The following is a 25,922-nucleotide window of genomic DNA, read 5'->3' as shown; positions in this document are numbered from 1 at the left end:
AGTTTCAGTAAGATAAAATCAACCGACGCGGGCGGGCGGAGCACCCCAGTCCGGACGTCTCCAATCTATTCCTTCCCATAGCATCGCCAGCTGCGCTGCTGTCAGTCGAGCCGTCCCATCGGCCGCTGAAGGCCAGGGGAAACGCCCTTTCTGCAGGATTTTATAGTAAAGGCAAAATCCCTGGCCATCAAAATACAACAGCTTCACCCGATCACCACGCCGCCCGCGAAAGGCGAAGACAGCTCCACCTGTCGGCTTCTGGCGCAAGACATCCTGCGCCAACATCGAAAGGCCCTCAATACCTTTCCTCATATCTGTCACGCCGCAGGCAAGGTAAACCCGAACGCCAGTGCCCGGTCCAATCATGCCTGTTCCACCGTCCGGATGAGCCGTGCCAGCACCGTATCCTCCAGCGTGCTCGTGAAACGAAGGCTGCGACCGCAGCGCAAGTGCAATTCAATCATTGAGGACGAAGCATCAGCGTCATCGCTAACCCCAGAAGGGATCTGCTCACTACCCATATCAACAGGAAGAAATACGGCTTCCCGCGAAGAGAGCAGAAGACCCTTCTTCTTCAGTTCCCGTCGCCATGTGTAAATCTGCTGACGGGTCACATCGTACCGCTGAGCCACATCCGTGACCGTCGCACCGCCGATCCCAATCGACATGACGATATCCAGTTTCTTCTGATCGCCCCAGCGACGACGCCGTTCCGCGCCAAGAACCTCAACTCGCATCCAATCCTCGCATAAGACACGTCGCTAACGACGTCGTTAAACACGTGTCTTATGCCACGAGGCCTTGGTTCAAAAGGCGGCAGCAATCGGGACGTTACGTCCGAGCCATTTCCTCGGTCAATAGACCGTCCTGCATCTAAATCGATTTAAGGCGATTTTCGACCACGTTGTCTCTCCGACAATGGTTCGGCCTACACAGCAAGGAACACGAGGCTGTTCGCTCAGGCGATCAATTTGACGCCCTGCTTACGCCAGTGGCTAGCCCGCACTCGAACGGCATGTCAGAAGCCTTCGTTAAAACCCCGAAGCGGGATTATATCCACATATCAGCTCTACCGGACGCCGAAACTGCGCTCCGCGCTCATCCACGGATGGATCGAAGATTACAACCAAATACATTCTCATTTTGCGCTCGAGATAGCTTCCCCTCGGCAGTTCATCAGGGTTAAATCAAACTAGCCGACTTGTCCGGTGAAATGGGGAGAACTCCACTCTTGATCAGTGCAACCGCTCATGCCAGATGGCTTTTCATGCTTGACGCCATGTTTAGCTTAACTTCTCCGCGAAGTCGAACTTCGAACATTGCTGAAGAACCTTTTTTCACGCAAAGCGTTATATCGCTGGAGGTGCACAATGGTTTGGTTTTATTGGTTCTACGGCACGATGGTTTTCACAATGACTGGCCTTATCGGATTTACCATTTGGAATGAAATGGACGGTGACTGATCTGCTCGCTGCGGCATTTCACCTGTTGCTCGGGCAACCTTAGATACTTGGCTGCATTCCAGATGAGCTCGTTTGCATACGGGCATTGGCCGGGGGAATAGTCGGGACATTTATCTGAACACGGGTTCAAGCTGCGAACAGCGGTCAAAACGCCGCAAGCAAGTCGAACCCAAGGCCCATTAAGTCCACTAGTGCACGGACGCGGTACCCGATATAAGCTATTTTTTGGCGTAGTGCCTAGGGACAAGAATCATGTTTGCTGATGATAAAGAAGTGATTTCGTGCGATGTATAGTTAATTGGCTCGATAGGGGCCGTGCGCCTTCCACTCCTTCTTTTTCTCTTGCAGTGAGCCAGTTATGAATTCCACCCAACGCAGGCCTTTCATGGGCATGTTTGGTTTTGCGCCAGGCATACTGATTGGTTTGATTGCTGCCGTTCTTTTTTTCGTCGGAAGTGGTTTGGTCGCCTATCTGAACACGCAAAGTATACGTGTTGCCAATCAGAAAATTGTTGAAACACATCGCGCGATTGTCTCCCTTAAAAACCTGCTTTTACAACTTCAGGACGCAGAAACGGGCCAGCGAGGTTACCTTCTGACGGGCGAAGACGGTTATCTCGGTCCTTACCTGAATGCGCGCGGCGCGATTGCGATTGAATTTGAAAAAGTTGCTGAAAGGACGCGTGACAATGTCGGCCAGAGGGACCGGCTAGGCTTTCTGAAGCAGCGCATCGCGGCAAAGCTCGATGAAATGGCCCAAACGATCGATCTGCGAAAAACACAGGGATTGAGCGCAGCGCTCGACCTCGTCCGTTCTGATCGTGGTAAAGTCGAGATGGATGCTATCCGGGGCCTGGTTGACGCTATGTCCCAGACTGAAAACGAGGTTCGAACCAGTCGCCTTGCAGAGATGGACAGCGCACAGCAGCAGGCATTGATTAGTACTGTGCTAACTGCCGCTCTTGGAATTCTGCTAACGGTGGTGATCGGTTATCTTCTGGGCAAGGCTGCAATCAGCCGTTCGCGCGAAGAATGGTTGCAAACAGGAAAAATCGGCCTGGGATCCGCCATGATGGGAGACCAGCGGATTGATGAGCTCGGCGAAAATATTCTGGACTACCTCGTCGCATACACCGGTGCCGTGGCGGGAGCCTTCTTTAGTGGAGTGCGCGGTCACTACCGACGTACGGCTGTCTATGGAATCCCGGACATCAAATCCGTTCCCCTAGAGTTTGTCGGTCGCGAAGGCCTGCTCGGGCAAGCGTCGACGCAGGGAAGCCTGATCGTTCTCGATGACGTGCCTGATGGCTATCTCTCTTTCGGTTCCGCTTTAGGTCAGGACAAGCCGAAATATCTCGTCATCTTGCCCGCTGTGGTTGAAGGCTCAACCAATGCCGTGCTGGAAATGGGTTTTCTCAAGCCCGTGGATGAGAAGGTTCTCTCGCTTTTAAAGCAAGCTTCCGAAGCAATAGGACTGAGTGTGCAAGCTGCATCCTATCGGGGCGAATTGCAGAACCTTCTGGAGGAAACCCAGCAACAGTCGGAAGAGCTGCAAGCGCAGGGCGAGGAATTGCGCGTCAACAATGAGGAACTTGAAGAGCAAAGTCGTGTTCTCAAGGAATCGCAGTTGCGGCTCGAGCTACAGGCGGCAGAGCTCGAGCAGACAAACACTCAGCTTGAAGAGCAGGCAAATCAGCTCGAAATTCAGCGATCCGATCTTGAGAGGGCAAATGCATCGGTTCAGCTGAAAGCCGCTGAGCTTGAGCGTTCAAGCCAGTATAAGTCTGACTTCCTCGCAAATATGTCGCACGAACTACGTACGCCGCTTAACTCTTCGCTCATTCTGGCGAAGTTGCTGGCCGATAATCCGCATGAAAACCTGACGGACGAACAGGTCAAGTACGCACGGACAATCCAGTCGTCAGGGAATGACCTGCTCAATCTAATCAACGATATTCTCGATCTTTCAAAAATTGAAGCCGGACATGTTGAGATACAGCCTGAGGAGGCATCGGTCGTCCGTCTGACAAACGGACTGCGGCAAATGTTCGAGCCTGTCGCAAGCGAAAAACAGCTTGAATTCATCATCTCGCTCGACGAGCATCTGCCCAAAACGTTCGAGACCGATCCGCGACGACTCGAGCAAATCCTCAAAAATCTGATCTCCAATGCAATCAAATTCACCGAAAAGGGTAAAGTGGAGCTATCGGTCCGGCCGCAAGGCTCCGACAAGATTGTGTTTTCGGTTGCCGACAGTGGTATCGGTATTGCCGAAGATCAGCTCAACAGCATTTTTGAGGCGTTTCATCAGGCTGATAGCACGATTAGCCGGAGATTTGGCGGCACCGGTCTGGGCCTTTCGATTTCGCGGCAGCTTGTGCGCCTTCTTGCAGGAACTATCGCAGTCGAGAGCAAGCCCGGACAGGGCAGCCGCTTTTCGGTTACGTTGCCCTTAAGGCAAATGTCTGCCAGAGACGTTTCTCCAACCACTTCGTCCTTTTTGCCGACGAGAAGCCCTGGTGAGATGCCTGGGGCGGTGTCAGAGGCGGCACTTGCGCGCCAGCTTTCAGATGATCGCGAGGAGATTGGGGGAGACAAGCGGGTACTCCTCGTCATTGAAGACGATGAGACATTTGCAGAGATTGTCCGCGATCTCTCCCGGGAAATGGGTTTTCATTGTGTTGTCGCGCGCACCGCAGAGGAGGCTGTCAAAACCGCGCGTGAATTTTCGCCAAACGCGATCGTACTCGATGTTGGACTGCCCGATCAGTCGGGACTTTCGGTATTGGACGGCTTGAAAAATGACGTTCGCACCCGGCATATCCCGGTCCACGTCATTTCTGCAGGCGATCATACACGGACCGCGATCTCGCTGGGCGCTGTCGGTTATCTCCGCAAGCCCGTCAGCCGCGAACAAATTGTCGATGTTCTGGCCAGACTTGAGAAAAAGCTGTCCCGGCGTGCGAACCGCGTCCTGATTGTGGAAGATGACAAGAACCATCGAGAGGCGGTTGCCAATCTGCTTGGCTCCGGGGACGTCGAGACCTTTACGGCAGCGAGCGCTGCGGAATGTCTGAACCTCCTTCGCGAGCAGACCTTTGATTGCATGGTTCTCGACCTTTCGCTGCCTGACACTTCCGGCTTTGCGTTGCTCGAAACTCTCAGCCAGGAAAACATTTACTCGTTCCCGCCGGTTATTGTTTATACCGGCCGGGAGCTTTCAGCGGAAAATGAGCAAAAGCTGCGCCGTTACTCCAAGTCCATCATCATCAAAGGCGCAAAATCGCCCGAGCGCCTTCTCGATGAAGTCAGTCTTTTTCTGCATCAGGTCATTTCAGAACTGCCGCCCGAGCAGCAAAAAATGATCCAGAAAGCCCGCCATCGCGATGCGCTTCTTGAAGGTCGCAGAATTCTTGTTGTTGAAGATGATATCCGCAATATCTATGCCCTCACCAACATTCTTGAGCCCCGGGGCGCGGAAGTCATTATCGCGCGTAACGGACGCGAGGCACTTGATGCATTGTCGAAGAGCCAGGCCAGTGAATCAACCGCTATTGATATTGTTTTGATGGATATCATGATGCCAGTCATGGATGGCCTCGCCGCCACCCGGAAGATCCGTGAAAACCCGGCGTGGAAGAAACTTCCCATCATCACACTTACTGCCAAGGCAATGCCGGATGACCAGCAGCGTTGCATCGAGGCCGGTGCAAATGATTATATGGCCAAACCACTTGATGTCGACAAACTCCTTTCGCTTGTTCGTGTCTGGATGCCCAAATGAGGGGAGCGCAGCCCAACGATTCAGCAGAAGATATCGAAATGAGGTTGTTACTGGAGGCGCTGTTTCTCCGGTATCATTATGATTTTCGCAATTACTCACTGGGCTCGATCCGGCGCCGTCTGAAACAGGCGCGCGAGCAACTGGGATTTGCGAGTTTCTCCGCCATGCAGAACCAGCTACTTCACGATCCCGACATGCTGTCGCATTTGCTCCGCTTCCTCACCGTCCAGGTCAGCGATATGTTTCGCGATCCGGATTATTTCCGGGCAATCCGCGAGCAGGTGGTTCCGCATTTGCGGACCTACCCATCGCTGAAAGTCTGGATAGCTGGATGTAGCAGTGGAGAAGAACTCTATTCCATGGTGATCCTTTTTCGTGAGGAAGGGCTCGAGGACCGGACGCTTTTTTATGCGACAGACATCAATCAGGACGCTCTGAGCGCAGCAGAGGCTGGGGTGTTCGCCCTTGATCGTGTCCGGTCATTCACGGAAAATCACCAACGCTCGGGCGGGCGAACGTCTTTGTCAGATTACTACCAGGCGGCCTATGGTCGGGTGGTCTTTGATAAATCCCTGCGCCGCAACGTGGTCTTTTCAGATCACAGCCTTGCCACTGATGCAGTATTTGGGGAAATGCATCTGATATCCTGTCGAAATGTGCTGATCTATTTCGACCATGCGCTTAAAAATCGTGTCCTGGGCCTTTTTAAAGAGTCGCTTATCCATAAAGGTTTCCTAGGTCTGGGTGCCAAGGAAAGCGTGCGCTTTTCGGATCACGCCGGCACATTTGCCGATTTTGTACGCGAAGAAAAGATCTACCAGAAAGTCTCATCATGAAGACACTGGCTCCCGAGGCGATCGTGATCGGATCTTCTGCAGGCGCGTTTGAAGCCTTGTCGGGGATTTTGCCGTCATTGCCGCTAAACTATAGCCTTTCCGTTATTGTCGTCGTGCATGTTCCGCCTGACCGGCCAAGCTTGATGGTCGAACTTTTTAACCGGAAATGCAATATTCCGGTCTGGGAAGCTGAAGACAATCAACCTGTTGAAAAGGGTAACATTTACTTCGCCCCGCCCGACTATCACTTGCGTATTGAGGCGGACCGAAGCTTTTCTCTTTCTCAGGATGATCCTGTTCTCTATTCGCGTCCATCCATTGACGTACTGTTTGAGAGCGCCGCGGAGGTCTTCGGCACCGGCCTGATAGGTGTTGTGCTTACCGGAGCCAACGAAGATGGGGCAGCGGGGCTCCGCCATATCGTCGATGCAGGCGGGAACGCCATTGTTCAAAACCCGGAAAGTGCCCATGCCTCTGCAATGCCATACGCAGCGCTGAGCCGATGTGAGCATGCAGAGATTTTGTCGCTCGATGCGATAGCAACCTATCTAAAAAAGGTTCAAACCAATTCATGAAACCCGTATCGTTTCTCCTTGTGGACGATCTTGAAGAAAATCTTCTTGTGCTGGAGGGTCTCCTCCGACGCGAAGGGTTACAGTTGCTGAAAGCGAAATCCGGTGATGAGGCGCTTGAATTGCTGTTGCAGCATGATGTTGCGCTGGCGTTGGTTGACGTCCAGATGCCCGGACTTGACGGATTTCAGCTTGCAGAATTCATGCGGGGCAATGAGCGAACGCGTCATGTCCCCATTATATTCGTGACAGCGGGCGGTGGAGGTCAGCGTCGTTTCCGGGGTTATGAAGCGGGCGCCGTGGATTTCATCCAGAAGCCGATCGAGCCTGACATCCTGCGCAGCAAGGCGGACGTTTTTTTTGAAATGCACAGGCAAAAGCAACAGCTCGCTGTGCAGCGAGATGAACTGGCGCTGCAGGCCGAGGCACTACGCATGGTAGCCCATCAAAAAGACATCCTTCTTCAGGAAATCAGTCACCGGATCAAAAACCTTTTTGCTCTGGCGTCCGGGCTGATTTCGGTCAGTGCGCGCTCGGTGGGCACCAAGGAAGAACTTGTTGCCGATCTGAGAGCACGTATGAATGCCCTCGCCAACGCACATGCACTGACACTGCCTGATCTAAAAGACGATGGGGGCGTTGAGCGGTCCTTTTCGGTTTCTGCTCTGATCGAGGCGGTCGTGTTACCTCACAAAACCGAGCAGAGTTCCCGTCTCGATATTACAGGGTCCGACATCACCCTGTCTGGAAATACGTTGACTTCTCTTGGTCTTCTGTTGCACGAACTTACGACAAATTCCGCGAAATATGGCGCTCTGTCATCCCCTGAGGGCCGGCTTGTAATTCATATAGAGACTGACTGTGAGATGGTGTACCTTCACTGGACAGAGACGGGCGGTCCAGCTCGACAAAGTCCGCCGGGACGGCAAGGGTTCGGAGCGACGCTCGAAAAGGCGACGTTGCAGGGGCTGAATGCAACGCTAACGCGCGAATGGAAGTCGACGGGGTTGTCACTGCTTTTAAAACTCCCCATCGCGACATTACATGGACCAAGAGATCAGGCCGTTTAAGCGAGCGCAATCGTGATAGCCCCAGAACCGCTTGACCAGAAAATCCTGATCGAAAGTAAAATCGGGCGTACCAGATAGTGTTGAGTTTCATCTCAGTATGGACCGGTGCCCGCGCCGCGTTGAACCGGTCGGACGTCACGTTTTATCAAACGCGGGATTGATAATCCCGGATCATGGGCAGAGGAGAAACGGAAGTATTTCACGTCAACAGTCTGCATCGGTAACATTGGTTAGATCAACGAAAAGAGATCCTGTATGCAGTAAGACGCAAAAAATTGTGAACGATTATCTAGCACATTGGTGGAGCGGGCTTTCGCCCGCTCAAGCTTTAAAGAAAACGGCTGCGTTCCCGTTCGATTTCATCTTTGGTGTAAGGATCGGCATTGGAGTCAAATCTTTGCCAGCCTTCCTCGACATAAAGTTTGCGTCGCGCATTGATATCCACCGGGCTGGCACCGGCTAAAATAGCGTCTGCTTCCGCGACGCGATCATCGGCAATGCGAGCGGTCACAAGTGAACCACCGCGACGAACGCCTTCAGCGTATAAGTGAGCGTCTTCTTCCGACACCCCGCTCTCCGTGAGCGCTCCGATGAGACCACCGGCGACCCCCCCGACAACTGCGCCTCCGACTGCACCGGTCAATGTTGCTGCGAGCCAACCTGCGGCCACGACTGGCCCAACGCCTGGAATCGCCATCAACCCAAGTCCTGTCAAAAGACCACCGGCACCACCGACAGCCGCACCTAGACCTGCACCAACCCCCGCGCCAGAGCCGGCATTACTCTCACCGTCATCGTCGCGGCGGTGGGATACAATGGAAATGTCGTCTGACGGGAACCCAGCGTTTTCGAGACGTGCCACGGCATCCTTGGCTGCTTCATAAGTGTCAAATAATCCGGTAACGGTTTTCATAGAAATCTCCCATGTTCAAATGGCGGACGGAAGCCAAACCTTCACATTGGCTTCTTTGTGACATTGCCCTGGTAGTCAAGCTGGACGTCCAGCTTCTCGTTACCTTTCATGGCAGAGGCTTCCCAGATGCCGTTTTCTTCGTTCAATTTAAGGCCGCTTACGCCCGTGTATCCTGCCTCCTCAATCCTTGATTTGGCCTGATCTTCTGTAAAGCTGTTGGCACCCTTAACCGGCGCGTCTGGATTGTTGCTATTGGGCGTTGCTACCGCTGGAGTTTCCGGAGAGGTTTTGCCGGTGTCCTGAGCGAACACAGCCGAAGGCGCGATGATACAAGCGCTTAAGAACGCTAACGTTCTGATTTTCATTGTATTTCTCCAGTGAATTAAGTAACAGACATGAAACTCCCGCTGGCGACATAAGTTCCAAAAAAGTTTTTTAAAGAGGGACCATCAGCGCTTCCCGCGGTGTTTTAATTCACAGGAGAGTGGTTGCCAGAAAATCATATCGCTCGATCTTGACCTTCACATTTGAACCGATCTACGTGCGATCACAGTAAGCGTTCGGTGCTGAGCGCAGCTGTCCTTGCTTGACGTTCCATGGAAACAGGTCGTCGACTTTGGGAATGCCCCTTATGATAGTGGTTAGTCTAGCCTTGAGAAAGGTAAGGCGAGCGATGTCGTTGACTTTACAGGTCTCGATCAGAGAAGGGATGCGACCTCAGGGGAACCGTCATTGGAGGAACGGCGCAAGGAGCTGGCCAATTGGCCGGAGGACTAATATCTGGGGCTGGCAGTGCGGCTCGCGGCATTATCCAAGGCACTGGGCAAGCAGCAGCACCCTCCATTGAGCAAATGCTTCCCCAGGGATTGAAGGTCAATCCCGTCGACTATTTTACAGATACGTTGCTGCGAAATGATAGAGCACCCGCTTCTAGTGGGGAGGGTCAAAATGCTGCTGATTTCACCCGACAGGCAGGCAGCATTTTCTCCAACCTGCTCTCGACAGGCCAGATAACCGACGAAGATAAAGCTTGGCTCGTCCGTCAGGTTACGGCTCAAACGGGAATGAGTGAGACCGACGCCCAAAATCGCGTCAATCAGACAATCGAGCGGGTCCAGACCGTGAGAACGGAAGCGCAGAGGAAGCTCGATGAAGCGCGAAAGCAGATTGATGAGGCAAAAGAACAAGCCAGCAAGGCGCTTGAGGAAGCAAAAGCACAAGCATTGGAGACTGCTGAGAAGACCAAAATAGCTGGCATTCTGAGCGCCTTCCTTTTGGCTGCTTCAGCCTTAGTTGCCGCAGTGGCCGCCTATATCGGAGCAGTGCATGGTGGTCGTCACCGAGACGAAGGCCGAATTTGGAGCGGCTTAGCCTACCGTAGGTAGTTTCATCAATGTCCATGACGAGCCCCTTCACGCGGAAGCAGTGGAGGGGCTATTTCTGAGTACGGTCGACAATCCTCATGGCGCTTGTTTGAGTCCTATCGGTGCATTTCTGGGACAGCAGGCGAGGGCATTAGCTACATACCCCCTAGTGTAGGGCAATATTTTCTGATCAGGTGATACCTTTTAATCCGTTCAATGCTGATGGAATCGTGACTCGATTGCGGTGAATAGGACCGGTCAGTGTGCACTACTGATCGGGAGTTTCTATTTATCCGTGCTGCGTGAACTTTCTCGCGCAATAAGAGTTATGTTTTCAGGAGGAGAAAGAATGAGCTGGTGGTTTATCGGAACGATAGTGGTGGCGCTACTCGCCTTGATCGGCTTTATGATTTGGGTAGAGAAAAACCGTGAATAACGGCAGCGGGCACTGTTACCTTAACCTAAGTGTAAACATCAGTTGCGATAACGGGTGATGACCGAACCTCGTTCTTCGCTTTACCGCCGCCATCGTTATCCATCTGAGATTATTGCAGAGGCGGTGTGGTTGTATTTCCGCTTTCCGCTAAGCTTTCGCATGGTTGAAGACATGCTGGCTTATCGTGGCATCTTCGTCACATATAAGAGGGCATAGCGTTGGTTTCCCGCTAAACAACGTTAAGGTGGAACGCGGTCACGCCACTCGCTGTTTTGTAGATAAGTTGAGCGGTTTCCGGCCGGTCGTCTTTGCGGCGCGATCCCAGAGGAAGTCACCGGAAAAGGCGATGTGCTCCCACCCGACCGGGGAGGTATGAGCCAGGAGATTGTCGGAAACAGCTTCCCCCTGCGAGCGCAGATGCTCAATGGCGTCACGCATATAGGTGGAATTCCAATAGACGATCGCCGCAATGACGAGGTTCAAGCCGGAGGCCCGGTACTGTTGGGCCTCGTGACTGCGGTCGATGATGCGTCCCTGTCGGAAGGTGTAGATCGCTTGCGCGAGGGCATGGCGCTGCTCGCCCTTGTTGAGACCGGCGTGGCATCTACGTCGCAGCCCCGGACTTTCCAGCCAGTCGAGCATGAACAGGGTTCGCTCGATTTTGCCGATCTCCTGAAGCGCTATGTCCAGCTTGTTCTGACGCTCATAGGCCGAGAGCTTCCGCAACATCACCGATGGCGCGACATGGCCGGTCTTGAGCGAAGCGACCAGACGCATCACGTCATCCCAATGTTCGCGGATGACATCGGTGCGGATGCGTTTGCCGAGGAGCGGCGCGATTTCGGGATAGCCCGCGGGATGCTCGATCGGGATCAGTCGGCGATCCGGGAAGTCGCGTAGCCGCGGGCAGAAACGGAACCCAAGCATGGCGCAGAGCGCGAACACATGATCGGTCGCGCCGCCAGTGTCGGTATAATGCTCCGCAATCGAGAGATTGGTGCCGTGGTGAAGTAGCCCGTCGAGCACATAGGGCGCCTCGTGCGTCGCCGCCGAGAGAACCTTGATGTGGAAAGGGCCGTGTTGATTGGAGACGTGGGTGTAGAAGCTGAAGCCCGGATCGACGCCGTAGCGGGCGTTGATGTCTCCTCCTGCCGTGCCACGTTTGCCGCCACGAAAGAACTGCCCGTCAGAACTTGACGTGGTTCCGTCACCCCAGACCCAAGCGATAGGCAGGCGGTGTTGAGCATTGATGATGGTAGCGAGCGCTTCCCGGTAGGTATCCTCACGAATGTAGGCGTCTTGTGTCCAGATGAGCTGGTCTCGGGTGACGCCGTGGCTGGCGGCCGCCATGCGGGAGAGCCCGAGATTGGTCGCATCGGCCAGAATTGCGGCCAGCAGCGCGCTCTCGTTCGGACAGTTTTCGCCGGTGCGCAGATTGGTGAAGGCCGCCATGAATCCGGTCTCGCGCGCCACTTCATGCAGCAGTTCGGTGATGCGGATGCGCGGCATCATTGCGTCCAGGCGATCGGCGAGTGCTTCGGCTTCGTCGGGAACTGCGGTCTTGACGGGTGAGACCTGCAACCGATCTTCGGCAAAGCGGACGCCTTCAAGCTGGTTGCGTTTGAGGCGCTGCGCGAATTTCTTCAGCCGCCAGTCCAGTTCCCGGCCGCGCTTTTCGAGCCATGTGTCGGCGGCGGTCGGCAATCCGAGTTCGGCGACGATTGGAGCGGCGGCCGGTTCCGGCAGAAGGTAACTGTCGAAGCGGCGATAGGCTGACGACCGCTCAACCCAGACGTCCCCGGAACGTAACTTGTTGCGCAAGTGCGCCAGCATAGCCGTTTCGTAGAGCCGACGATTGATCTTGCCATCCGGCTCGATCACCAGCTTCCGCCATTCCTCCTTGAACGGCATCGGCGCATCCGGCGGCACATCGCGCCTGCCCGACCTGTTGAGTTCGCGAAGCTTTTGAACGCCGGCTATCGTTCGCGTGCTTCCTCGGTTGGCCTTGAATTCGAGAACTTCGATCAGCGCCGGAGCAAACTTCCGCAATGTCGCATAGCGGTCCACGGCCACCGTGAGGGGATCGACATCGGCAGTTTCGGCGAGCTCGGCAATCTCATGTCTGGCTTTGAGCAGATTGATCCAGCCGACAGTTTCGTCAATTGCCTCGACCGGGTCCGAGTGGTTGTCGATAGCACCGGCAAGAGCGTCGATCGTACCGCGAAACAGTCGCATCAGCCGGGCGACGTCTTTCGCGGTCGCCCCATAGCGGCGGGCCTGCTTGTTCTGGGCACGGCTGAACGCACCGCCGATCAGCTTGTCTGCCATTTCGATGGCCGCGTCGGTAAGCCGCTCTTCGAGGTCGATCAGAAATGCAACGAGCGTCGCCCGCCGGCGCGACGTCGTGTAACGCTCGATCATATAGGCGGGGGACACGCGCCCCTCACGCACGAACTGCCGGTAGCGGGCGGGGTGGATGGCGGCGCTTAATTTCGGCGGGATGCCGATCCTCCGCACCACGCCCAGACGATCGAGAATGCCTCGAACGTGATCGGGCTTTGCAGCCACCGGGATCGTCTTGAGCCAGGTGAGCGGCATAGCGCCGGTCGAATCTGCAGCCAGAAGCGCATCGAGCGCGTCCAGTTGAGCCGGCCGAAGACCGGACAGGAGCGCATGAGCCGCCTGTTTTCTGGCACGCGCCCGGCCGGCAATGCCAGCGCGCTCTATGGTCGAGGTAGCAGGCAGAAGAATCTTGGCCTGGCGCAGCGCGTCAATGATACCGGCGGCGATCACGACACCCTTGTCCGTTCCCCAGGCAGCTTTGGCGGCCGCCTCGATCATGAAGGGGATATCGGTCCGGCTTGCGCCTCGAAGGCCGAGTGCCGAGGCGAGCTCGCGGGCATGATCGGTCATTGTCTGGTCGCGGACGGCATATGCGGCGAAGGCAGTTTCCGGCAGGTCGAGCTGCTCGGCAATGAAGGACACGAGTTCTTCGGAAAGCCCGGCGCTGCGTTGAAGAATTTGTGCCAATGTCATGCCGGGATGGCGAAACAGCGCAAGTTGAACAGCAACACCGAGACGGTTGCGATTCTCTCGGCGAAGCCGGATCAGGTCGAGGTCGTGCGGTTCGAAGGTGTAAAGTCGGGCAAGATCGTCTCGGCTCGTCGGAAAACCCAGCAACTGTTCCCGCTCGGCTTCGTTCAGCAGTTCGTGCTTGCGCATGGTGCTCCTTCCGCCGTCCCTAAAAGGACTCGAAAATTCATGGACAGTTCGGAATAAAGAGACATATTCTGTGGACGGAATCACAGTATTCCGACACACGCAGCTTCGGTTGTCCACAGAACGGACGTTTCGGAGACATGAATATGGGGGCAATTCTCGGTTATGCGCGCGTCTCGACTGGTGATCAGGATGTCGCCGGCCAGGCAATGCGCCTTGAGCAGGCCGGTGCCATAAAGGTTTTCAGCGACGTCCAATCCGGAAAGAACATGGACCGGCCGGGCCTGGCCGAACTGCTTGCCTATGCCCGTGCTGGCGACACGCTCGCGGTCGTGCGGCTCGACCGGCTCGGACGGTCATTGGCGGAATTGCTGGAAACCGTGAAGATGCTGCGGGAGCGCAAGATCGACCTTCTCAGCCTCGAGGAAAAGATCGACACCTCCTCGGCTGCCGGCGAGCTGATCTTCCATGTCTTCGGCGCCATCGCCCATTTCGAGCGCAGGTTGATCTCGGAGCGCACAAAGGACGGCATCGCCGCCGCGCGAGCGAAAGGAAAGAAGCCGGGGCGCCAGCCGCTCGACATGAAAAAGGTCGATGCGGCGATGAAACTGATCGCAGCCAGCATATCTCCCGCCGAAGCGGCAAAGCAGCTCGGCCTTGGGCGGTCGACAGTCTATCGGGAAATGCGCCGACTGGGTGTTAGTCGAAGCACTTAGAGCCGATGCAACGCTGTGCCCTCAGGTGAGGGCCGATTGCTGAGCCTAGGGCTCTCGTGCTTCACCGATATCTTGGATCCGGTTCTGCAGGCTCATGCGGTCCAGCGAGGCGAACGGCAGATTGATGAAGATGCCCAGCCGACGCTCCAGTCCTGCAAGAACCTCCGTGAACGCCCGCTTGCGCTCCCACGCCTCACCCTTGACCAGGGTCGGGTCCGGGCAGCGCCAGTGGGCCGTGACCGGAAGACCGGGCCATTCGGGGAGAGGCTCGCCTGCAGCGGTGTCACTCAGCGTAAAGACGAAATCGAGCTCCGTCGCCCCAGACGCTCCGAATGCTTCAAAGTGCTGAGGCTTCATGTCCTCCACCGGATACTCCGCGCTCCGCAGCAAATCCAGAACAACAGGTTCGATTGCGGGTGCGGGATCGACAGCGGCGCTGACGGCTTCGAACCTGCCCTTGCCAATCTTGTTCAAGATTGCCTGTGCCATCACACTGCGCGCGGAATTGCGGCGTGAAAGAAAAAGCACACGATAAATACCGTCCCGCATCTCATCTCCCTCGGATACCGATATCGGAATTCGATATAGCTGTTCGATGACAGCTATATGAAGCTTTCGAGTCTGACCACGGCTTTGACCACCGTGATCTCGTGCGGACCAAAGCGCCGGTCGCCTTGACGCCGATCAATCCATTGCCCGCGTCCCGCGCGAGTATGCTGGTGTTTTTAGATCAGACCCGACACAAGTCCGGCCCCAATCACCAACATGGCCACAGCCACGATAAGCTGCACGGTCCGCAACGTGATCTTCTGCAGGACACGCTTGCCTACGAACGAACCGGCGAACGCGCAGATCGTGCCGATGACTACCGGCATGAGCATTTCCTGCGATCGGGCAAGGTTATCCGCCATGATACTCGTCCCGTAAGTGACCAGCCGTACCGCATCGACTATCACCGCCGCGACGACACCAGTGGCGACGAAAGCCTCCTTCGTAAGGCCCGCCTTCAAGAGGAAGGCAGAACGTAACGCCCCCTGATTGCCGGACAGGCCGCCGAAGAACCCTGACAGCACGCGTGGCAACCAGCGCGGCGGAAATGCAAGCGCCTGAAAGCGCGGCCATAGTTCCAGCAGGGCGAAGGCGACAATCAGCACACCGATGACCGCCTTGACGACAGTGATTTCATAGGCCGATCCACCGAGCATGTAGCTCGCGAGAGCCGGCATCCTGTCGAACCAGGTGAGAAGACTTGCTCCAACGATGGCAGCGAGGGCGGCCGGCACCCCGAACCGTGCCACGACCCGCCAATCGGCTTGCCTGGCCATCAACCCGAACTTGAAGATGTTGTTGGCGAAATGCACGACCGCGGTCGCCGCGATCGCCAAGGGCACCGGGAAGAACAGCGCGAAGACCGGCATCAGGATCGTCCCAAGACCGAAACCGGAGAAGAGCGTTACACCGGCGGTCAGCAGCGCCACAAGGCCGATCAGGATGAGTTCCATATCTTTGTCTTTTCCCTGCAATCGATTTTCGCTATCGTAAACGGATAGTATGAACCGATCATTCCGCGAATCAAGAAGGCAGGTGGCATGACAGGGAGCCAATCGGAAAACGATGCGCTTGGGAAAAGGCATTCGCTGAAGATGGAGCACCATGATCTCCTCTCCGGCCTCGTGCGTCTGCACGTGCTTCATCACGCAGCCGAGCATGAGATCTACGGACAGTGGATGATCGATGAACTGGCAAGCCACGGCTACCGCCTGTCTGCCGGTACGCTCTATCCGCTGCTGCACAAGATGACGCGGGACGGCTACCTAACCTCGCGCGAGGAGCGCGACGGCCGCACGGTGCGCAAGCTCTATTCCATTACCGACAAAGGGCGCGAAGGTCTCGCCTTGGCCAAGGAGCGCGTCCGTGAATTTACCGGAGAGGCAATGAAACGATGACGGATACAACAACGAGCCACGATGAAAGCAGCGCCGTCAGAGGCTCGGCCGGGGAGGTCTTCACAACCTTTCTCAAGCTCGGTTTCACCTCCTTCGGCGGGCCGATTGCGCATCTTGGGTACTTTCGCGACGAACTGGTGTCGCGGCGCAAATGGATCGACGAGCAAGGCTATGCCGATCTCGTGGCGCTCAGCCAGTTCCTGCCCGGCCCGGCATCGAGCCAAGTCGGTTTTGCCCTGGGACTCTTACGCGGCGGTCCGCTCGGTGCACTTGCGGCCTGGGCAGCCTTTACCCTGCCGTCGGCGCTCCTACTTGTTCTCTTCGCCTATGGCGCTGCGGCATTTGGCGGCCCGGTCGGCGGCGGCGTTATTACCGGTCTCAAGATCGTTGCTGTTGCCATCGTGGCACAGGCCGTCTGGGGCATGGCAAGGAACCTCTGCCCGGACCGCGAACGGGCCACGATCGCTCTCGGCGCGGTGCTGATCATCGTGCTTGTGGCGGGCGCACTCGGCCAGGTGGCGGCGATCGCCGCCGGCGCGGCGGCAGGCCTTCTCTTCTGCCGCAATCATCACAAAGCAATCACCCGGCACATCGAATTCCCCGTCTCACGGACGTTTGGAGCAGTTTCGCTCGTCTTGTTCTTCGCCCTGCTGATCGGACTGCCGATCCTCGCCCCCGCCATACCCTCACAAGAGCTGGCCGTCTTCGACTCGTTCTACCGCGCGGGATCACTGGTCTTCGGCGGCGGCCATGTCGTGCTGCCGCTGCTCGAAACAGAAGTCGTGAAAAGCGGCTGGGTCAGCCACGATCAGTTCCTAGCCGGATACGGGGCGGCGCAGGCTGTTCCGGGGCCGCTCTTCACCTTCGCGGCCTATCTCGGAACCGTGTTGGGGCCGGAGCCCAACGGCCTCATCGGCGCGAGCATTGCGCTGATTGCGGTTTTCCTGCCGGGCTTTTTGATCCTGCTCGGCGTCATTCCGTTCTGGGACAGCTTTCGCAAACGCGACAGCGCGCAAGCCCTGATGCGCGGCGCCAATGCTGCCGTGGTCGGTATCCTTGGCGCGGCACTCTACGATCCGGTCTTCACCAGCGCCATCGTCGGCCCATACCAGTTCGCCCTGGCACTCACCTGCTTCGTGCTGTTGATGACGTGGAAGATCGTACCCTGGATCGTGGTGCTCGCCGCCGCGGCAGGTGGCGTTCTAATTGGCGCTCTCTGACGGCTACTGCAATTGATGAGGACAAGACAACATCGACGATTCGGGATCGTCCCAGCGTCTTTTCCTGTTTGTTCCCCCTTAGCGTTGTTTAGCGGGAAACCAACGCTATGCCCTCTTATTCGGTAGCGACGGACGTTTGAAGGGAAGGTTTGAATATATCTGATTTTACTCAATTTTGTTGAGTAAATGACAACGATCTCAAACTTGATAATGGTTTAAGACTCATTTAGTATACTCAGTATGGCTGAGCAAAGCACCTCACTGTTAAACCGGCTCGAAAGAGATCTGCCAGAAGGGTTGGTTGTGGATGCTGCCTGGCTGCAACAGCGCGGCATCGCCAGTAACCTGCGCGCCTATTACGTTAAGAACGGCTGGCTGGAACAGCCGGTACGCAGCATCTATAAAAAACCGCGCGGCACGCTGAGTTGGCAGCAAGTCATCATATCGCTCCAAACCCTGCTTTCACGAGCGCCGCTCTATGTCGGCGGACGCACGGCGTTAGAATTACAGGGCTTTGCGCATTACCTCGCTCACGAGACAAGGATTGTTCATCTCTACGGACCAGAAAAACCGCCTGCATGGCTGAACAAGCTGCAACTGCCCCAGCGCTTTATCTATCACAACAGCGCCACCTTATTCCGCAATGAACCAATCACACAAGGGCTTGGCACACTCGCATGGGGACAGTGGGACTGGCCTATGACGCTTTCGCAGCCAGAGCGCGCTTATCTCGAAATGCTCGATGAACTGCCGCGCAATGAGAGTTTCCATCAGGCCGATATGATTATGCAGAGTGCCGCAAATTTCAGCCCGAGGCGGCTGCAAAGACTGCTTCTGGATTGCGACAGCGTGAAGGTCAAACGTCTGTTCTTTTATTTCGCGGATCGTCATGGCCATGCGTGGGTCAAGCGACTGGACAAAACCGCAATCGATCTCGGGAAGGGTAAGCGCATGCTTGTGCCCGGTGGCAAGCTTGATCCGGTCTATCACATCACCGTACCGAGGGACTTCGATGCCATTTCGTGATCAGTATCAGGGCCAGGTCAGGCTGCTTATGCGCCTGATTCCTATTGTAGCGCGCGAAACCTGTTTTTCGCTCAAGGGTGGAACCGCGATCAATCTCTTTATACGCAACCTGCCGCGCCTCTCCGTTGACATCGACCTCATGTATTTGCCCGTCAACGACAGGCCGGAGGCACTAGCCGAGATTGACGCAGCCATGAAGCGGATCAGAAGGACAGCATTAGCAGAAGTACCCGGCGCTCGCGTCGCCGAAAATATCCACGACGGCGCGATCTTGCGGCTTCTTGTCATGGCCGAGGGAACACAAGTGAAGATTGAAGTCTCCCCTGTCTTGCGCGGCGTAGTGCACGAGCCTTCTGTTATCCCTGTCACCGAGGCGGTCGAAGACGCCTTCGGTTTTGCCGAAACCAGCGTCGTTTCCTTTGAAGACCTGTTTGCTGGAAAGCTGGTTGCAGCGCTTGATCGCCAGCATCCGCGTGATCTTTTCGATGTGCAGGGTTTGTTCGCACATGAAGGGCTGAGCGACGAGTTGCGCGAAGTTTTTCTTGTTTATCTCCTCAGCCACAATCGCCCCATGGGCGAGGTGCTTTCGGGCCGGGTCAAAGACCTCACGAACGAATACCGCAATGGTTTTGAAGGCATGACCGAGGAGCTGGTTCACATTGAGGAACTGATCGAAGCGCAGCAAAAGATGATTGACGAACTGATCGGCGGAATGCCGGATGAGCACCGCGAATTTCTAATCAGGTTCGAGCGTGGTGAACCGGATTGGTCCTTGCTGAAGATCGGTCATGTCGCAGATCTTCCGGCAATTCGCTGGCGGCAGCGCAATCTCGACAAACTCAAACGTGATCAGCGCTCCTCTCTGGTCGACTTGCTGCGATCTTCCCTTGAGCGGCGCGCACAAAAATAGCTGCTTCACAGCATAAACCTCAAATGTAGCCGGACTGCAAAAGCGCCTGCCATTTTTTAGCAATCCGTCAAAACGGCAAAAAGCTGAAAACGTAAGCGAACATATCCGTTATCAACGCTAAGGCCGCGTTAAACCAATCTCCAACGACAGTAGCGACATACACGATTGCAACCAAACCAAGGACGAGCCAGAACAGAACCGCAAAGAATTTTGCAAAAGCGTCGTCAGCCTTCGGATCGGGAGGTGAATTATAAATATAATCGTGTCGCATCGTCCTTTAACGCTCGTGTTCGTCGCGTTCTTTCTTTTGCTGCTGCTCTTGTTCTAGTTCCTGCAATCGCGGAACTTGTTGCTGGGGTGGATCGGTGCGCAGGGTTTCTCCATCGCGAGCAACGCCCTTCACTTCCATATTAATCTGATTGTCGAGCTGTTTGGAACCTTCAACTTTTCCATCTGTCCGATCCCGCTCTTCAAGCACGTTCGCTTCCCATGCCCGGCGATCGACCATTTGCTCGACACGCTGCTTCTGACCATCGACTTCCTGAATGACGGTTTTCAAAACGCGTTCCGTCCCAGTGGACCGCAAATGAATTTCATCGCCGATTTCAGCGCCGGCGCGATGCAACGCATCCGGTAATCCGACACCCCATACCGTGCGATTGCCATTGGCCGTTTCAATAACGACAAATGGCGAAGGCTCATTTTTTTCATTATCCTGATAAGGCTTTTCGCCTGTCTCAACGAGGATGCCCTGCACACCCTCCTTATAGTCGACGGTCTTCGAGTGTGACGTTCCAGAATTATCTGCATTCTGTGGCTCTCTATCGACCTTGCTCGACTGATCCGATCCTGCAGATTGCTCCTGATCCCGGTGAGCCGCGTCCAGCGCCCTGCCCTCGATCGGAACAATTTCATTGCGCAAGTAGGACTGCTCGCGACGCGCCAGATCTTGCCAATCCAGTTCCGTCGGCTGATAGCCCTTGACCGAAATACCGTGCGCCTGGCCCTCCAACCAAGTTTCACGGCGGAACTCCTTGCTCCCCGTTATTTCGATGCTCGTCCAGCCTCGATGCGCTGCTGTTTCGATCATCAACCGAACGCCCTGAGCATCGAACGATTTAGCGCGCAGCTTCTCTCCATTGTCCTGGAACACTTCGCGCTCACCCTTTGAATCGACAAAGACTCGCTGCGTCCCCCCGTGATCCTCACGAATATAATATCGTCTCGTGATCTCATCCGGGAATGAACGATCCATTTCGGCCTGATAGGATGCTGCAGCTGCTTTCTCCTCGTCATCCATGCTTGAACGAGGTTCGCTGGCATTATCTGCCGATGGCCGACCCTGCTCTGCTTCCACGATAACATGCGCTGGCTTGGCAATTTCGGAATCGGCTTCGCGAGCGATCTGCATTGACGAGCTATCTTGCTCGCTTTCACGAGATGGGGTTTCAACGGTCAATCCACGCTGTTCAGTCAATTCCATATGCTCGCGCATTAGATTGACATGCTCGCGCGTATACTGCGCTACCTGATCCAGATCGGCTTTCTCTTCCGGTCCGAGATTGCGGCCAAGCCGGAACAAAGCTGTTTCAACTTCTTTCTCATATGCCTCAAAATCGCTTCTCGACATTTCGCGCACTTTTTCACCCTCCAAAATGATGTTTTGCAACTTTACCAAATTGGTGCGGTAATGTGACCCGAATTCTGCATGAACGATGTTAGAAGTTTTAGCTTCCGATTGATGCGAACTGGTTGATACAACTATATCTCTTTGCTGGATGGCGTATGAGGCAATCTGATGATTGCCGCTTGCCATTGCAATTTTCTCCCAACTCTGAGTTACCTTTACGGTATATTCAAGGCTGCGCACGCTTCGCGCCACGCTCCGCCGACCTGACCGCTTGGCATCATAACGCGACTGAGCCGCCGCACTCGTCCCCTCATGTTCCGTTCGTCCCTCGCGATTAACCGGCCGCACCTGATTGCGCGTGTAGGCTGGAGCATTTGCAAACTCGCGCCTGTCCGTCATTTCCATAGCGATTCCGTGCTGGCGCGCCTTTTCAGCCATAAGTTCGCGCCATTGGCGAAAAACCTGTGGCGAGGTTTCTACCCGATCACCGGCATCCGAACGCATAGCGATAATGGCATGGGCATGGATATGCGGTCGCTTTCCGCCCTGCCCCATCTCCTTCGGATCGCTGAACGGATCATGCATCGCAAATATGTAGCGGTGTCCTTCGAACTGAGCGGCCAGAAAATCCCGAACAGCGCCTTCGAAAGCCTGAACATTGGTGCCTGCTTTGGCAGACATGATGACATGCGCCACATCCCTGCCCTTGCGGCTATGCAACTCCCGACGCCACTGCTTTTGCACCAGGTCGCCGGCGGAACGCGCATCGGAGATCTCGCGCCCCTTATCATCGCGAACTTCTCCCTTATGTTCCTCGACCAGATTTCGCAGCTTGGCAGCGCCATATTCCACGCCATTACCATACCCCGTAAAACGGAACCGCGCCCTCGCCAGCTCGGACACCGCGCTTTCGTTGTAACGTCTCTGAATAATGTCAGCCGCCTTCGGGTCGCCGGTCAACCGCTCCCCTTCCGCGCTGCGCAAGACCACCAGACCGTCAACTTTCAAAACTCCATGTGATGGCTGCGAAACTGCATAAGCGAAGCTGCGATTACTTAACCCGCTCGCCAGGCTTTCGCGTACGAGCTGGTGCAAAGCTTCTTCTGTTTTGAAACCAGTAGCTTCGATCGTCACATGGAAAGTTCCAATATCCCTGCTCTCGGCACGATTTTGAAACAATGGCTCCCAATCTCCCCGCAACCGGGCTAGATCCTCGCGACCATGAAGGCGCTCACCATTTTCCTTTTCGACGTGTATTTCCCCGCTGCGAGATACGTAATTGACCATCGCGCCGAACCGCGCACCGCCACCGTACGATGCCATTTTTACCACGGACGGTTGACTGCCTGCTGCGACCGCGGCCAGACGCGCTTCCATCGGCCTAGCTGCCGCAATTGGCTTGCTTGCCGTACTTCCAAAGATCTGGAAACCCTGTGCCCTTGAGGATCCCGTACGCATTTTCGGCACTGAAGCACTACCTGCTGCTGCGACACCTCCTGCGATTTGCAGTTCGCGCAGCCTCCGGCGCATTTCTTCTTCCGCGCCACTCGCAGCACTGGAACCCAAAGAAAGCTCATGCAACAGCGCCGCGCGATGCTGCTCCCATTCACTCTCAAAGGCTCCGAGAAAAAACTCCATCGACTGCTATTCCTTGCTGCGATGCCTGTATCCGGATCGCTTGGTAACGCGCCGCAACTCGCTGAGGACGCCGACCTGCATCTTCTGCACATCCCCGACCACCATGCGGATTTCGCTATCAGATACCAATTTTCCACTATTCAGAGCTCGGGCTACCTGATTGAGATTGACGCCAATCACACGCATGTCTTCTAGCATGAGAGACAAAAGCGCCCGGTCTTCGTCATTAAAGACTGGCTTCACTCCTGCCCCTTGCAGGAATACAGCTTTAAAAAATGCACTCATCGTCATGTCAGCCGCCTTTGCGGCTGCATCGATTGCATCATATTCGTCCGCCGAAACGCGGCTATGAATGGTTTGCGGCTTGGCTTTAACTGCCGCCCCACCATCGGTAATTCCGTCATCCATAAGCTTCAACAGCTCCAGCACAGAGTAGCAATAATCAATCGCGGACGTGTTTCGCGATTTACTGGATAAAATGTAGCACATTTTTCCGTATCCTGCCATCTCTCACCACCATGTCCAGCCCACGTGCCCGACCCGCCAATGCTGTTGCGAGTCGTCAGACGATGCAACAGCGATCACAGGTGTATCGCCTGTGATCCGCGGAGGAGGAATAGCGCGTGGGCCGGACATGGTGGTGAGAGATGCTGAAGTGAGCCGCCGTCGGGAGCAGTCGGGATGCCCGTGACCGCAGGGAGCGGACATCGATGACATGCGAACGACTGGGCGGCGAACGCACCGCAGGAGAGGAGGATCGTCTGGAGCGGATGCCCGAAGCATGAGGGCGCAGCGCAGGACGATCCTCCTCTCCGTATTGTTTGGGGAAGTCGCGGCAGCGTCCGTTTACCGGCCCGGGAGGCCGGGCGGGGCCTGCCCCGCACCGCAGGGAGAGGGGAGTTTGAGGGGAGAGGCGGCAAGTCTCGCCCCTCAAGACCGCGCGCAGGCTCGATGCCGGCAAGCGGTCAGGACCACGCGGAAAAGACGAGAGGCGACCGTGCCGCCTCTCGTCTTCATATCAGTCGGTCCCCAGTTCGCGGATCACGGCGGCGACAGGCCAGTCGCCGAAATGGGTCCGGCGCTGGGCAACGAGGATGTCGACGGCCGTCTCATTGGCTTCGATGGCTCGGATTGCCTCATCCATATCGTCATAGGGGCCGAGATTTTCGACCGGCTCATAGTCGCCATAGTCTTCGTCCCAGCTGCCGGCAATGTATTGCGGCGCGTTTTTGACACGGATCAGTGCCCGTTCTGCCTCGCGGATGAGACGGAACCCCTCGGTGCGCTGCCGCCAGTATTCCGGGCTTCCACCATCGATGTATTTGATCTTGCGCTGTGTCATAGGAAGTCTCCTTTCGTTTTCTGACGGAAGGAGTCCGCACGATAGCCGCGAGGGGTCAGGGATCGCGGAACGCGGCCGCCGGAGGCGGCAAGCGGGGGAGCCGATTTTCTGACGACGCCCAAAGGCGGCGCCTGAAAATTGGGGGAACCGCGCAGTCCTTGACGCCGGAGTGGCGGGTGCAAAATGGGAAGTCAGAGAAGAAGAGCCCACGGCGCCAGGGGCGCCGTGTCCGTGTTGAGGGAGAGTGTGAGAGGGCTAGGCCCTCTTGCCGCCGGGCGGGCCGGTCGATCCGGACCACCCGGCGAAGGTGCGATGACAGACCCATCCGTCGGGTCCTTAGCGCGTCGTATCGGGTGAGCGGGGACGGGATTGCCGCCCCCTTCTGTCGCCCTCACACCGTGGCGATGACGGCCGGATTGGCGGCCTTCAGCGTGGCGGTAAAACCGCTGACGCGGCTGCCGAATACATGCGGTCCGCTGATTGCCTCGAAAGTCGGTGACAGGACCGGGAACCGGATCGTCAGGATGGCGGCAAAATCCTCGATGGGCCGCTGCGGTGAAACGGTTTCGCCAAACTGGTCGGTACCGACGATCAGGAGATTGCCGGCCAGCGGACTTGCATAATCCGCCACCTCGGTGAAGCATGGGATCTCGTCCATCAGCCCGTTGTCGTCAACGATGATGCAATGGTTCCGGTCGATCCTCACCATGTCGATGAGGTTGCATCCGATATGACGGCGAATGTCGGCAAGGCTGTTTGCCGGATCGATCGTCACCATACGGATGCTGCGGGTTTCGACTTCGACAAGATAGGCGTTGAGGGTCATTTTGAAGCTCCTTCGGTTCGCGAAGCGAAGGGCCTTTCGTCAGGAAGCAGGCCCCGCTCCTGCTTCCCGAGCGCGCGCGGAGCGGCGGGTGAGAGGGGGGCAAGGCGCAGGCGCCGGAGGGGGATCACCCGTCCTGCACAAGCCGGCGCGGAAGGACGGGGAGACCGGCGACTGGACCTTGCTGGGGAGAGAGGGCGGCGCCCTCTTTTCCCGATCAGACCGGAATGGATCGCCAAAGGCGATTTCCGTCGGCGCAGCCGAGGGAGAGGATCGTCACCGGCATCGGCGGAGACCGCTTGCGGGCTCCGTTCGCGCAGCGAATAGAGCCGTCCGCGTAGCGGCTCGCCCTCAATCCCCTTTCACTCCGCAAATATTCGGATAAGGCGGGAAACGAAACAGATTGCGAGGAACGGCAGGCATTGAAGAAGATCGTCAAGCTCGATGACGAGCGAAGCAAACGAACCGACAAGCGGAAACCAGCCGCCACGGCTGAACGAAGACCGCCGAAACGGCCGAGGTGGAAACGCAGCCGTATCCGACCCAGCAGCATCGTATTGGCGACCATCATCGCTTTGGTGGTGTTTGGCGGTTATCTTGTCGCAACGCAGGACATCATCGTTGATCTCGGGCCGCCGATGTCTGCACGGGCAAACGCTCCGGTTTCGGTTCGCTTCGATATCTGTCCGAATGGACCGCATCGCGACTGCGTGGTCGACGGCGACACGTTCTGGCTTGGTGATCAGAAGATCAGGATTGCGGATATCGACACGCCGGAACTCAGCCCGCCGCGGTGTGAGGCGGAGAGGATCAAGGGCGAGGCGGCGAAGACACGTTTGCTCGACCTCCTCAATGACGGGGCATTCTCGCTTGTGGCGGGTGATCGGGACGAGGACAGGTATGGCCGGAAGTTGCGCAGGGTTGTCCGCGACGGGCAGTCCATCGGCGACATTCTGGTTGCTGAAGGTCTGGCGCGGCGCTGGGACGGCGCACGGCATCCCTGGTGCGATTGAT

Annotated in this window: 22 protein-coding genes and 2 pseudogenes; 13 read left to right on the top strand and 11 right to left on the bottom strand. The window is 56.3% G+C overall.

The annotated features are described in order from the left end of the window. Positions 1–18: 18 nt before the first annotated feature. Complete coding sequence (tnpB, locus tag OANT_RS24160) at positions 19–366, bottom strand: IS66 family insertion sequence element accessory protein TnpB (protein WP_011982990.1); 348 nt, start codon at positions 364–366, stop codon at positions 19–21. Next, complete coding sequence (gene tnpA, locus OANT_RS24155; protein WP_011982989.1) at positions 363–737, bottom strand: IS66-like element accessory protein TnpA; 375 nt, start codon at positions 735–737, stop codon at positions 363–365. Before tnpA ends, tnpB begins: the two co-directional genes overlap by 4 nt. 171 nt (positions 738–908) lie before the next feature. On the opposite strand from tnpA, the pseudogene OANT_RS26610 reads away from it, so the two are divergent. From OANT_RS26610 to OANT_RS24135, 5 genes and pseudogenes are all read left to right on the top strand, one after another. After that, a pseudogene (locus OANT_RS26610) lies at positions 909–1,196 on the top strand (integrase core domain-containing protein); the annotation flags it as partial. A 625-nt stretch (positions 1,197–1,821) separates the two neighbouring features. Then, entirely contained in the window at positions 1,822–5,247 is a 3,426-nt protein-coding gene (locus tag OANT_RS24150) for a response regulator (protein ID WP_011982988.1), read from the top strand. Continuing rightward, positions 5,244–6,083, top strand: coding sequence for a CheR family methyltransferase (locus OANT_RS24145; RefSeq protein WP_011982987.1), 840 nt, complete (start codon positions 5,244–5,246; stop codon positions 6,081–6,083). The genes OANT_RS24150 and OANT_RS24145 overlap by 4 nt, the downstream gene beginning before the upstream one ends. Beyond that, positions 6,080–6,658 carry a chemotaxis protein CheB gene (locus OANT_RS24140; protein ID WP_011982986.1) on the top strand — a complete coding sequence of 193 codons (579 nt, stop codon included), beginning with the start codon at positions 6,080–6,082 and terminating at the stop codon, positions 6,656–6,658. The genes OANT_RS24145 and OANT_RS24140 overlap by 4 nt, the downstream gene beginning before the upstream one ends. Beyond that, the gene (locus tag OANT_RS24135) at positions 6,655–7,725 is read left to right on the top strand and encodes a response regulator (RefSeq protein ID WP_011982985.1); all 1,071 of its coding nucleotides are present in this window, start codon (positions 6,655–6,657) and stop codon (positions 7,723–7,725) included. Before OANT_RS24140 ends, OANT_RS24135 begins: the two co-directional genes overlap by 4 nt. Before the next feature lie 328 nt (positions 7,726–8,053). Here OANT_RS24135 and OANT_RS24130 read toward each other — a convergent pair whose 3' ends face one another. Next, positions 8,054–8,638, bottom strand: a complete 585-nt coding sequence (locus tag OANT_RS24130) for a general stress protein (protein ID WP_011982984.1) — start codon at positions 8,636–8,638, stop codon at positions 8,054–8,056. A 41-nt stretch (positions 8,639–8,679) separates the two neighbouring features. Beyond that, positions 8,680–9,003 (bottom strand): hypothetical protein, encoded by a 324-nt coding sequence (locus OANT_RS24125; protein ID WP_011982983.1) that lies wholly within the window; start codon positions 9,001–9,003, stop codon positions 8,680–8,682. A gap of 396 nt (positions 9,004–9,399) precedes the next feature. Between OANT_RS24125 and OANT_RS24120 the strand changes: the two genes are divergently transcribed. Both OANT_RS24120 and OANT_RS26820 read left to right on the top strand, forming a co-directional pair. Continuing rightward, a complete protein-coding gene (locus OANT_RS24120) occupies positions 9,400–10,023 on the top strand; it encodes an ATP synthase subunit B family protein (protein WP_011982982.1) in 624 nt (207 codons plus the stop codon). 472 nt (positions 10,024–10,495) lie between these two features. Continuing rightward, positions 10,496–10,645: pseudogene (locus OANT_RS26820) on the top strand (IS6 family transposase); the annotation flags it as partial. Between the two features lie 48 nt (positions 10,646–10,693). On the opposite strand, the gene OANT_RS24115 reads toward OANT_RS26820, so the two are convergent. Then, positions 10,694–13,660: a Tn3 family transposase gene (locus OANT_RS24115; RefSeq protein ID WP_011982980.1), complete on the bottom strand. Its 2,967-nt coding sequence runs from the start codon at positions 13,658–13,660 to the stop codon at positions 10,694–10,696. A gap of 143 nt (positions 13,661–13,803) precedes the next feature. On the opposite strand from OANT_RS24115, the gene OANT_RS24110 reads away from it, so the two are divergent. Further along, on the top strand, positions 13,804–14,373 hold the full coding sequence (locus OANT_RS24110) for a recombinase family protein (RefSeq protein WP_011982979.1): 570 nt from the start codon (positions 13,804–13,806) through the stop codon (positions 14,371–14,373). A 45-nt stretch (positions 14,374–14,418) separates the two neighbouring features. Here OANT_RS24110 and OANT_RS24105 read toward each other — a convergent pair whose 3' ends face one another. Together OANT_RS24105 and OANT_RS24100 are read right to left on the bottom strand one after the other, a co-directional pair. After that, a complete protein-coding gene (locus tag OANT_RS24105; RefSeq protein WP_011982978.1) occupies positions 14,419–14,922 on the bottom strand; it encodes an arsenate reductase/protein-tyrosine-phosphatase family protein in 504 nt (167 codons plus the stop codon). Positions 14,923–15,098: 176 nt separating this feature from the next. Beyond that, positions 15,099–15,875: a sulfite exporter TauE/SafE family protein gene (locus OANT_RS24100; RefSeq protein WP_011982977.1), complete on the bottom strand. Its 777-nt coding sequence runs from the start codon at positions 15,873–15,875 to the stop codon at positions 15,099–15,101. Positions 15,876–16,016: 141 nt separating this feature from the next. Here OANT_RS24100 and OANT_RS24095 point away from each other — a divergent pair, with 141 nt between their 5' ends. The 4 genes from OANT_RS24095 (at position 16,017) to OANT_RS24080 (ending at position 19,475) form a co-directional block, all read left to right on the top strand. Next, positions 16,017–16,319: a PadR family transcriptional regulator gene (locus tag OANT_RS24095; protein WP_011982976.1), complete on the top strand. Its 303-nt coding sequence runs from the start codon at positions 16,017–16,019 to the stop codon at positions 16,317–16,319. Further along, complete coding sequence (chrA, locus tag OANT_RS24090; RefSeq protein WP_011982975.1) at positions 16,316–17,539, top strand: chromate efflux transporter; 1,224 nt, start codon at positions 16,316–16,318, stop codon at positions 17,537–17,539. Before OANT_RS24095 ends, chrA begins: the two co-directional genes overlap by 4 nt. 240 nt (positions 17,540–17,779) lie before the next feature. Further along, entirely contained in the window at positions 17,780–18,565 is a 786-nt protein-coding gene (locus OANT_RS24085) for a type IV toxin-antitoxin system AbiEi family antitoxin domain-containing protein (protein WP_011982974.1), read from the top strand. Next, positions 18,552–19,475 (top strand): nucleotidyl transferase AbiEii/AbiGii toxin family protein, encoded by a 924-nt coding sequence (locus OANT_RS24080; protein ID WP_011982973.1) that lies wholly within the window; start codon positions 18,552–18,554, stop codon positions 19,473–19,475. Before OANT_RS24085 ends, OANT_RS24080 begins: the two co-directional genes overlap by 14 nt. 277 nt (positions 19,476–19,752) lie before the next feature. On the opposite strand, the gene OANT_RS24070 is transcribed toward OANT_RS24080, so the two are convergent. The 4 genes from OANT_RS24070 to OANT_RS24055 form a co-directional block, all read right to left on the bottom strand. Further along, positions 19,753–22,743: an LPD7 domain-containing protein gene (locus tag OANT_RS24070; RefSeq protein ID WP_011982972.1), complete on the bottom strand. Its 2,991-nt coding sequence runs from the start codon at positions 22,741–22,743 to the stop codon at positions 19,753–19,755. Between the two features lie 6 nt (positions 22,744–22,749). Next, positions 22,750–23,250, bottom strand: a complete 501-nt coding sequence (locus OANT_RS24065) for a MobC family plasmid mobilization relaxosome protein (RefSeq protein WP_235823086.1) — start codon at positions 23,248–23,250, stop codon at positions 22,750–22,752. A 511-nt stretch (positions 23,251–23,761) separates the two neighbouring features. After that, the gene (locus OANT_RS24060; protein ID WP_011982970.1) at positions 23,762–24,085 is read right to left on the bottom strand and encodes a hypothetical protein; all 324 of its coding nucleotides are present in this window, start codon (positions 24,083–24,085) and stop codon (positions 23,762–23,764) included. A 391-nt stretch (positions 24,086–24,476) separates the two neighbouring features. Then, complete coding sequence (locus OANT_RS24055; protein WP_011982969.1) at positions 24,477–24,911, bottom strand: DUF3846 domain-containing protein; 435 nt, start codon at positions 24,909–24,911, stop codon at positions 24,477–24,479. A gap of 578 nt (positions 24,912–25,489) precedes the next feature. Here OANT_RS24055 and OANT_RS26060 point away from each other — a divergent pair. After that, the gene (locus OANT_RS26060; RefSeq protein ID WP_373366461.1) at positions 25,490–25,921 is read left to right on the top strand and encodes a thermonuclease family protein; all 432 of its coding nucleotides are present in this window, start codon (positions 25,490–25,492) and stop codon (positions 25,919–25,921) included. Position 25,922 lies beyond the last annotated feature (1 nt).

This window comes from Brucella anthropi ATCC 49188 (assembly GCF_000017405.1).
Lineage (GTDB): Bacteria > Pseudomonadota > Alphaproteobacteria > Rhizobiales > Rhizobiaceae > Brucella > Brucella anthropi.
This window is presented reverse-complemented; position numbering and strand designations above follow the sequence as displayed.

Coding starts and splice junctions, on each gene's coding strand:
- tnpB (WP_011982990.1), bottom strand. CDS start 366: ATGATTGGACCGGGCACTGGCGTTCGGGTTTACCTTGCCTGCGGCGTG.
- tnpA (WP_011982989.1), bottom strand. CDS start 737: ATGCGAGTTGAGGTTCTTGGCGCGGAACGGCGTCGTCGCTGGGGCGAT.
- OANT_RS24150 (WP_011982988.1), top strand. CDS start 1,822: ATGAATTCCACCCAACGCAGGCCTTTCATGGGCATGTTTGGTTTTGCG.
- OANT_RS24145 (WP_011982987.1), top strand. CDS start 5,244: ATGAGGGGAGCGCAGCCCAACGATTCAGCAGAAGATATCGAAATGAGG.
- OANT_RS24140 (WP_011982986.1), top strand. CDS start 6,080: ATGAAGACACTGGCTCCCGAGGCGATCGTGATCGGATCTTCTGCAGGC.
- OANT_RS24135 (WP_011982985.1), top strand. CDS start 6,655: ATGAAACCCGTATCGTTTCTCCTTGTGGACGATCTTGAAGAAAATCTT.
- OANT_RS24130 (WP_011982984.1), bottom strand. CDS start 8,638: ATGAAAACCGTTACCGGATTATTTGACACTTATGAAGCAGCCAAGGAT.
- OANT_RS24125 (WP_011982983.1), bottom strand. CDS start 9,003: ATGAAAATCAGAACGTTAGCGTTCTTAAGCGCTTGTATCATCGCGCCT.
- OANT_RS24115 (WP_011982980.1), bottom strand. CDS start 13,660: ATGCGCAAGCACGAACTGCTGAACGAAGCCGAGCGGGAACAGTTGCTG.
- OANT_RS24110 (WP_011982979.1), top strand. CDS start 13,804: ATGGGGGCAATTCTCGGTTATGCGCGCGTCTCGACTGGTGATCAGGAT.
- OANT_RS24105 (WP_011982978.1), bottom strand. CDS start 14,922: ATGCGGGACGGTATTTATCGTGTGCTTTTTCTTTCACGCCGCAATTCC.
- OANT_RS24100 (WP_011982977.1), bottom strand. CDS start 15,875: ATGGAACTCATCCTGATCGGCCTTGTGGCGCTGCTGACCGCCGGTGTA.
- OANT_RS24095 (WP_011982976.1), top strand. CDS start 16,017: ATGGAGCACCATGATCTCCTCTCCGGCCTCGTGCGTCTGCACGTGCTT.
- chrA (WP_011982975.1), top strand. CDS start 16,316: ATGACGGATACAACAACGAGCCACGATGAAAGCAGCGCCGTCAGAGGC.
- OANT_RS24085 (WP_011982974.1), top strand. CDS start 17,780: ATGGCTGAGCAAAGCACCTCACTGTTAAACCGGCTCGAAAGAGATCTG.
- OANT_RS24080 (WP_011982973.1), top strand. CDS start 18,552: ATGCCATTTCGTGATCAGTATCAGGGCCAGGTCAGGCTGCTTATGCGC.
- OANT_RS24070 (WP_011982972.1), bottom strand. CDS start 22,743: ATGGAGTTTTTTCTCGGAGCCTTTGAGAGTGAATGGGAGCAGCATCGC.
- OANT_RS24065 (WP_235823086.1), bottom strand. CDS start 23,250: ATGGCAGGATACGGAAAAATGTGCTACATTTTATCCAGTAAATCGCGA.
- OANT_RS24060 (WP_011982970.1), bottom strand. CDS start 24,085: ATGACACAGCGCAAGATCAAATACATCGATGGTGGAAGCCCGGAATAC.
- OANT_RS24055 (WP_011982969.1), bottom strand. CDS start 24,911: ATGACCCTCAACGCCTATCTTGTCGAAGTCGAAACCCGCAGCATCCGT.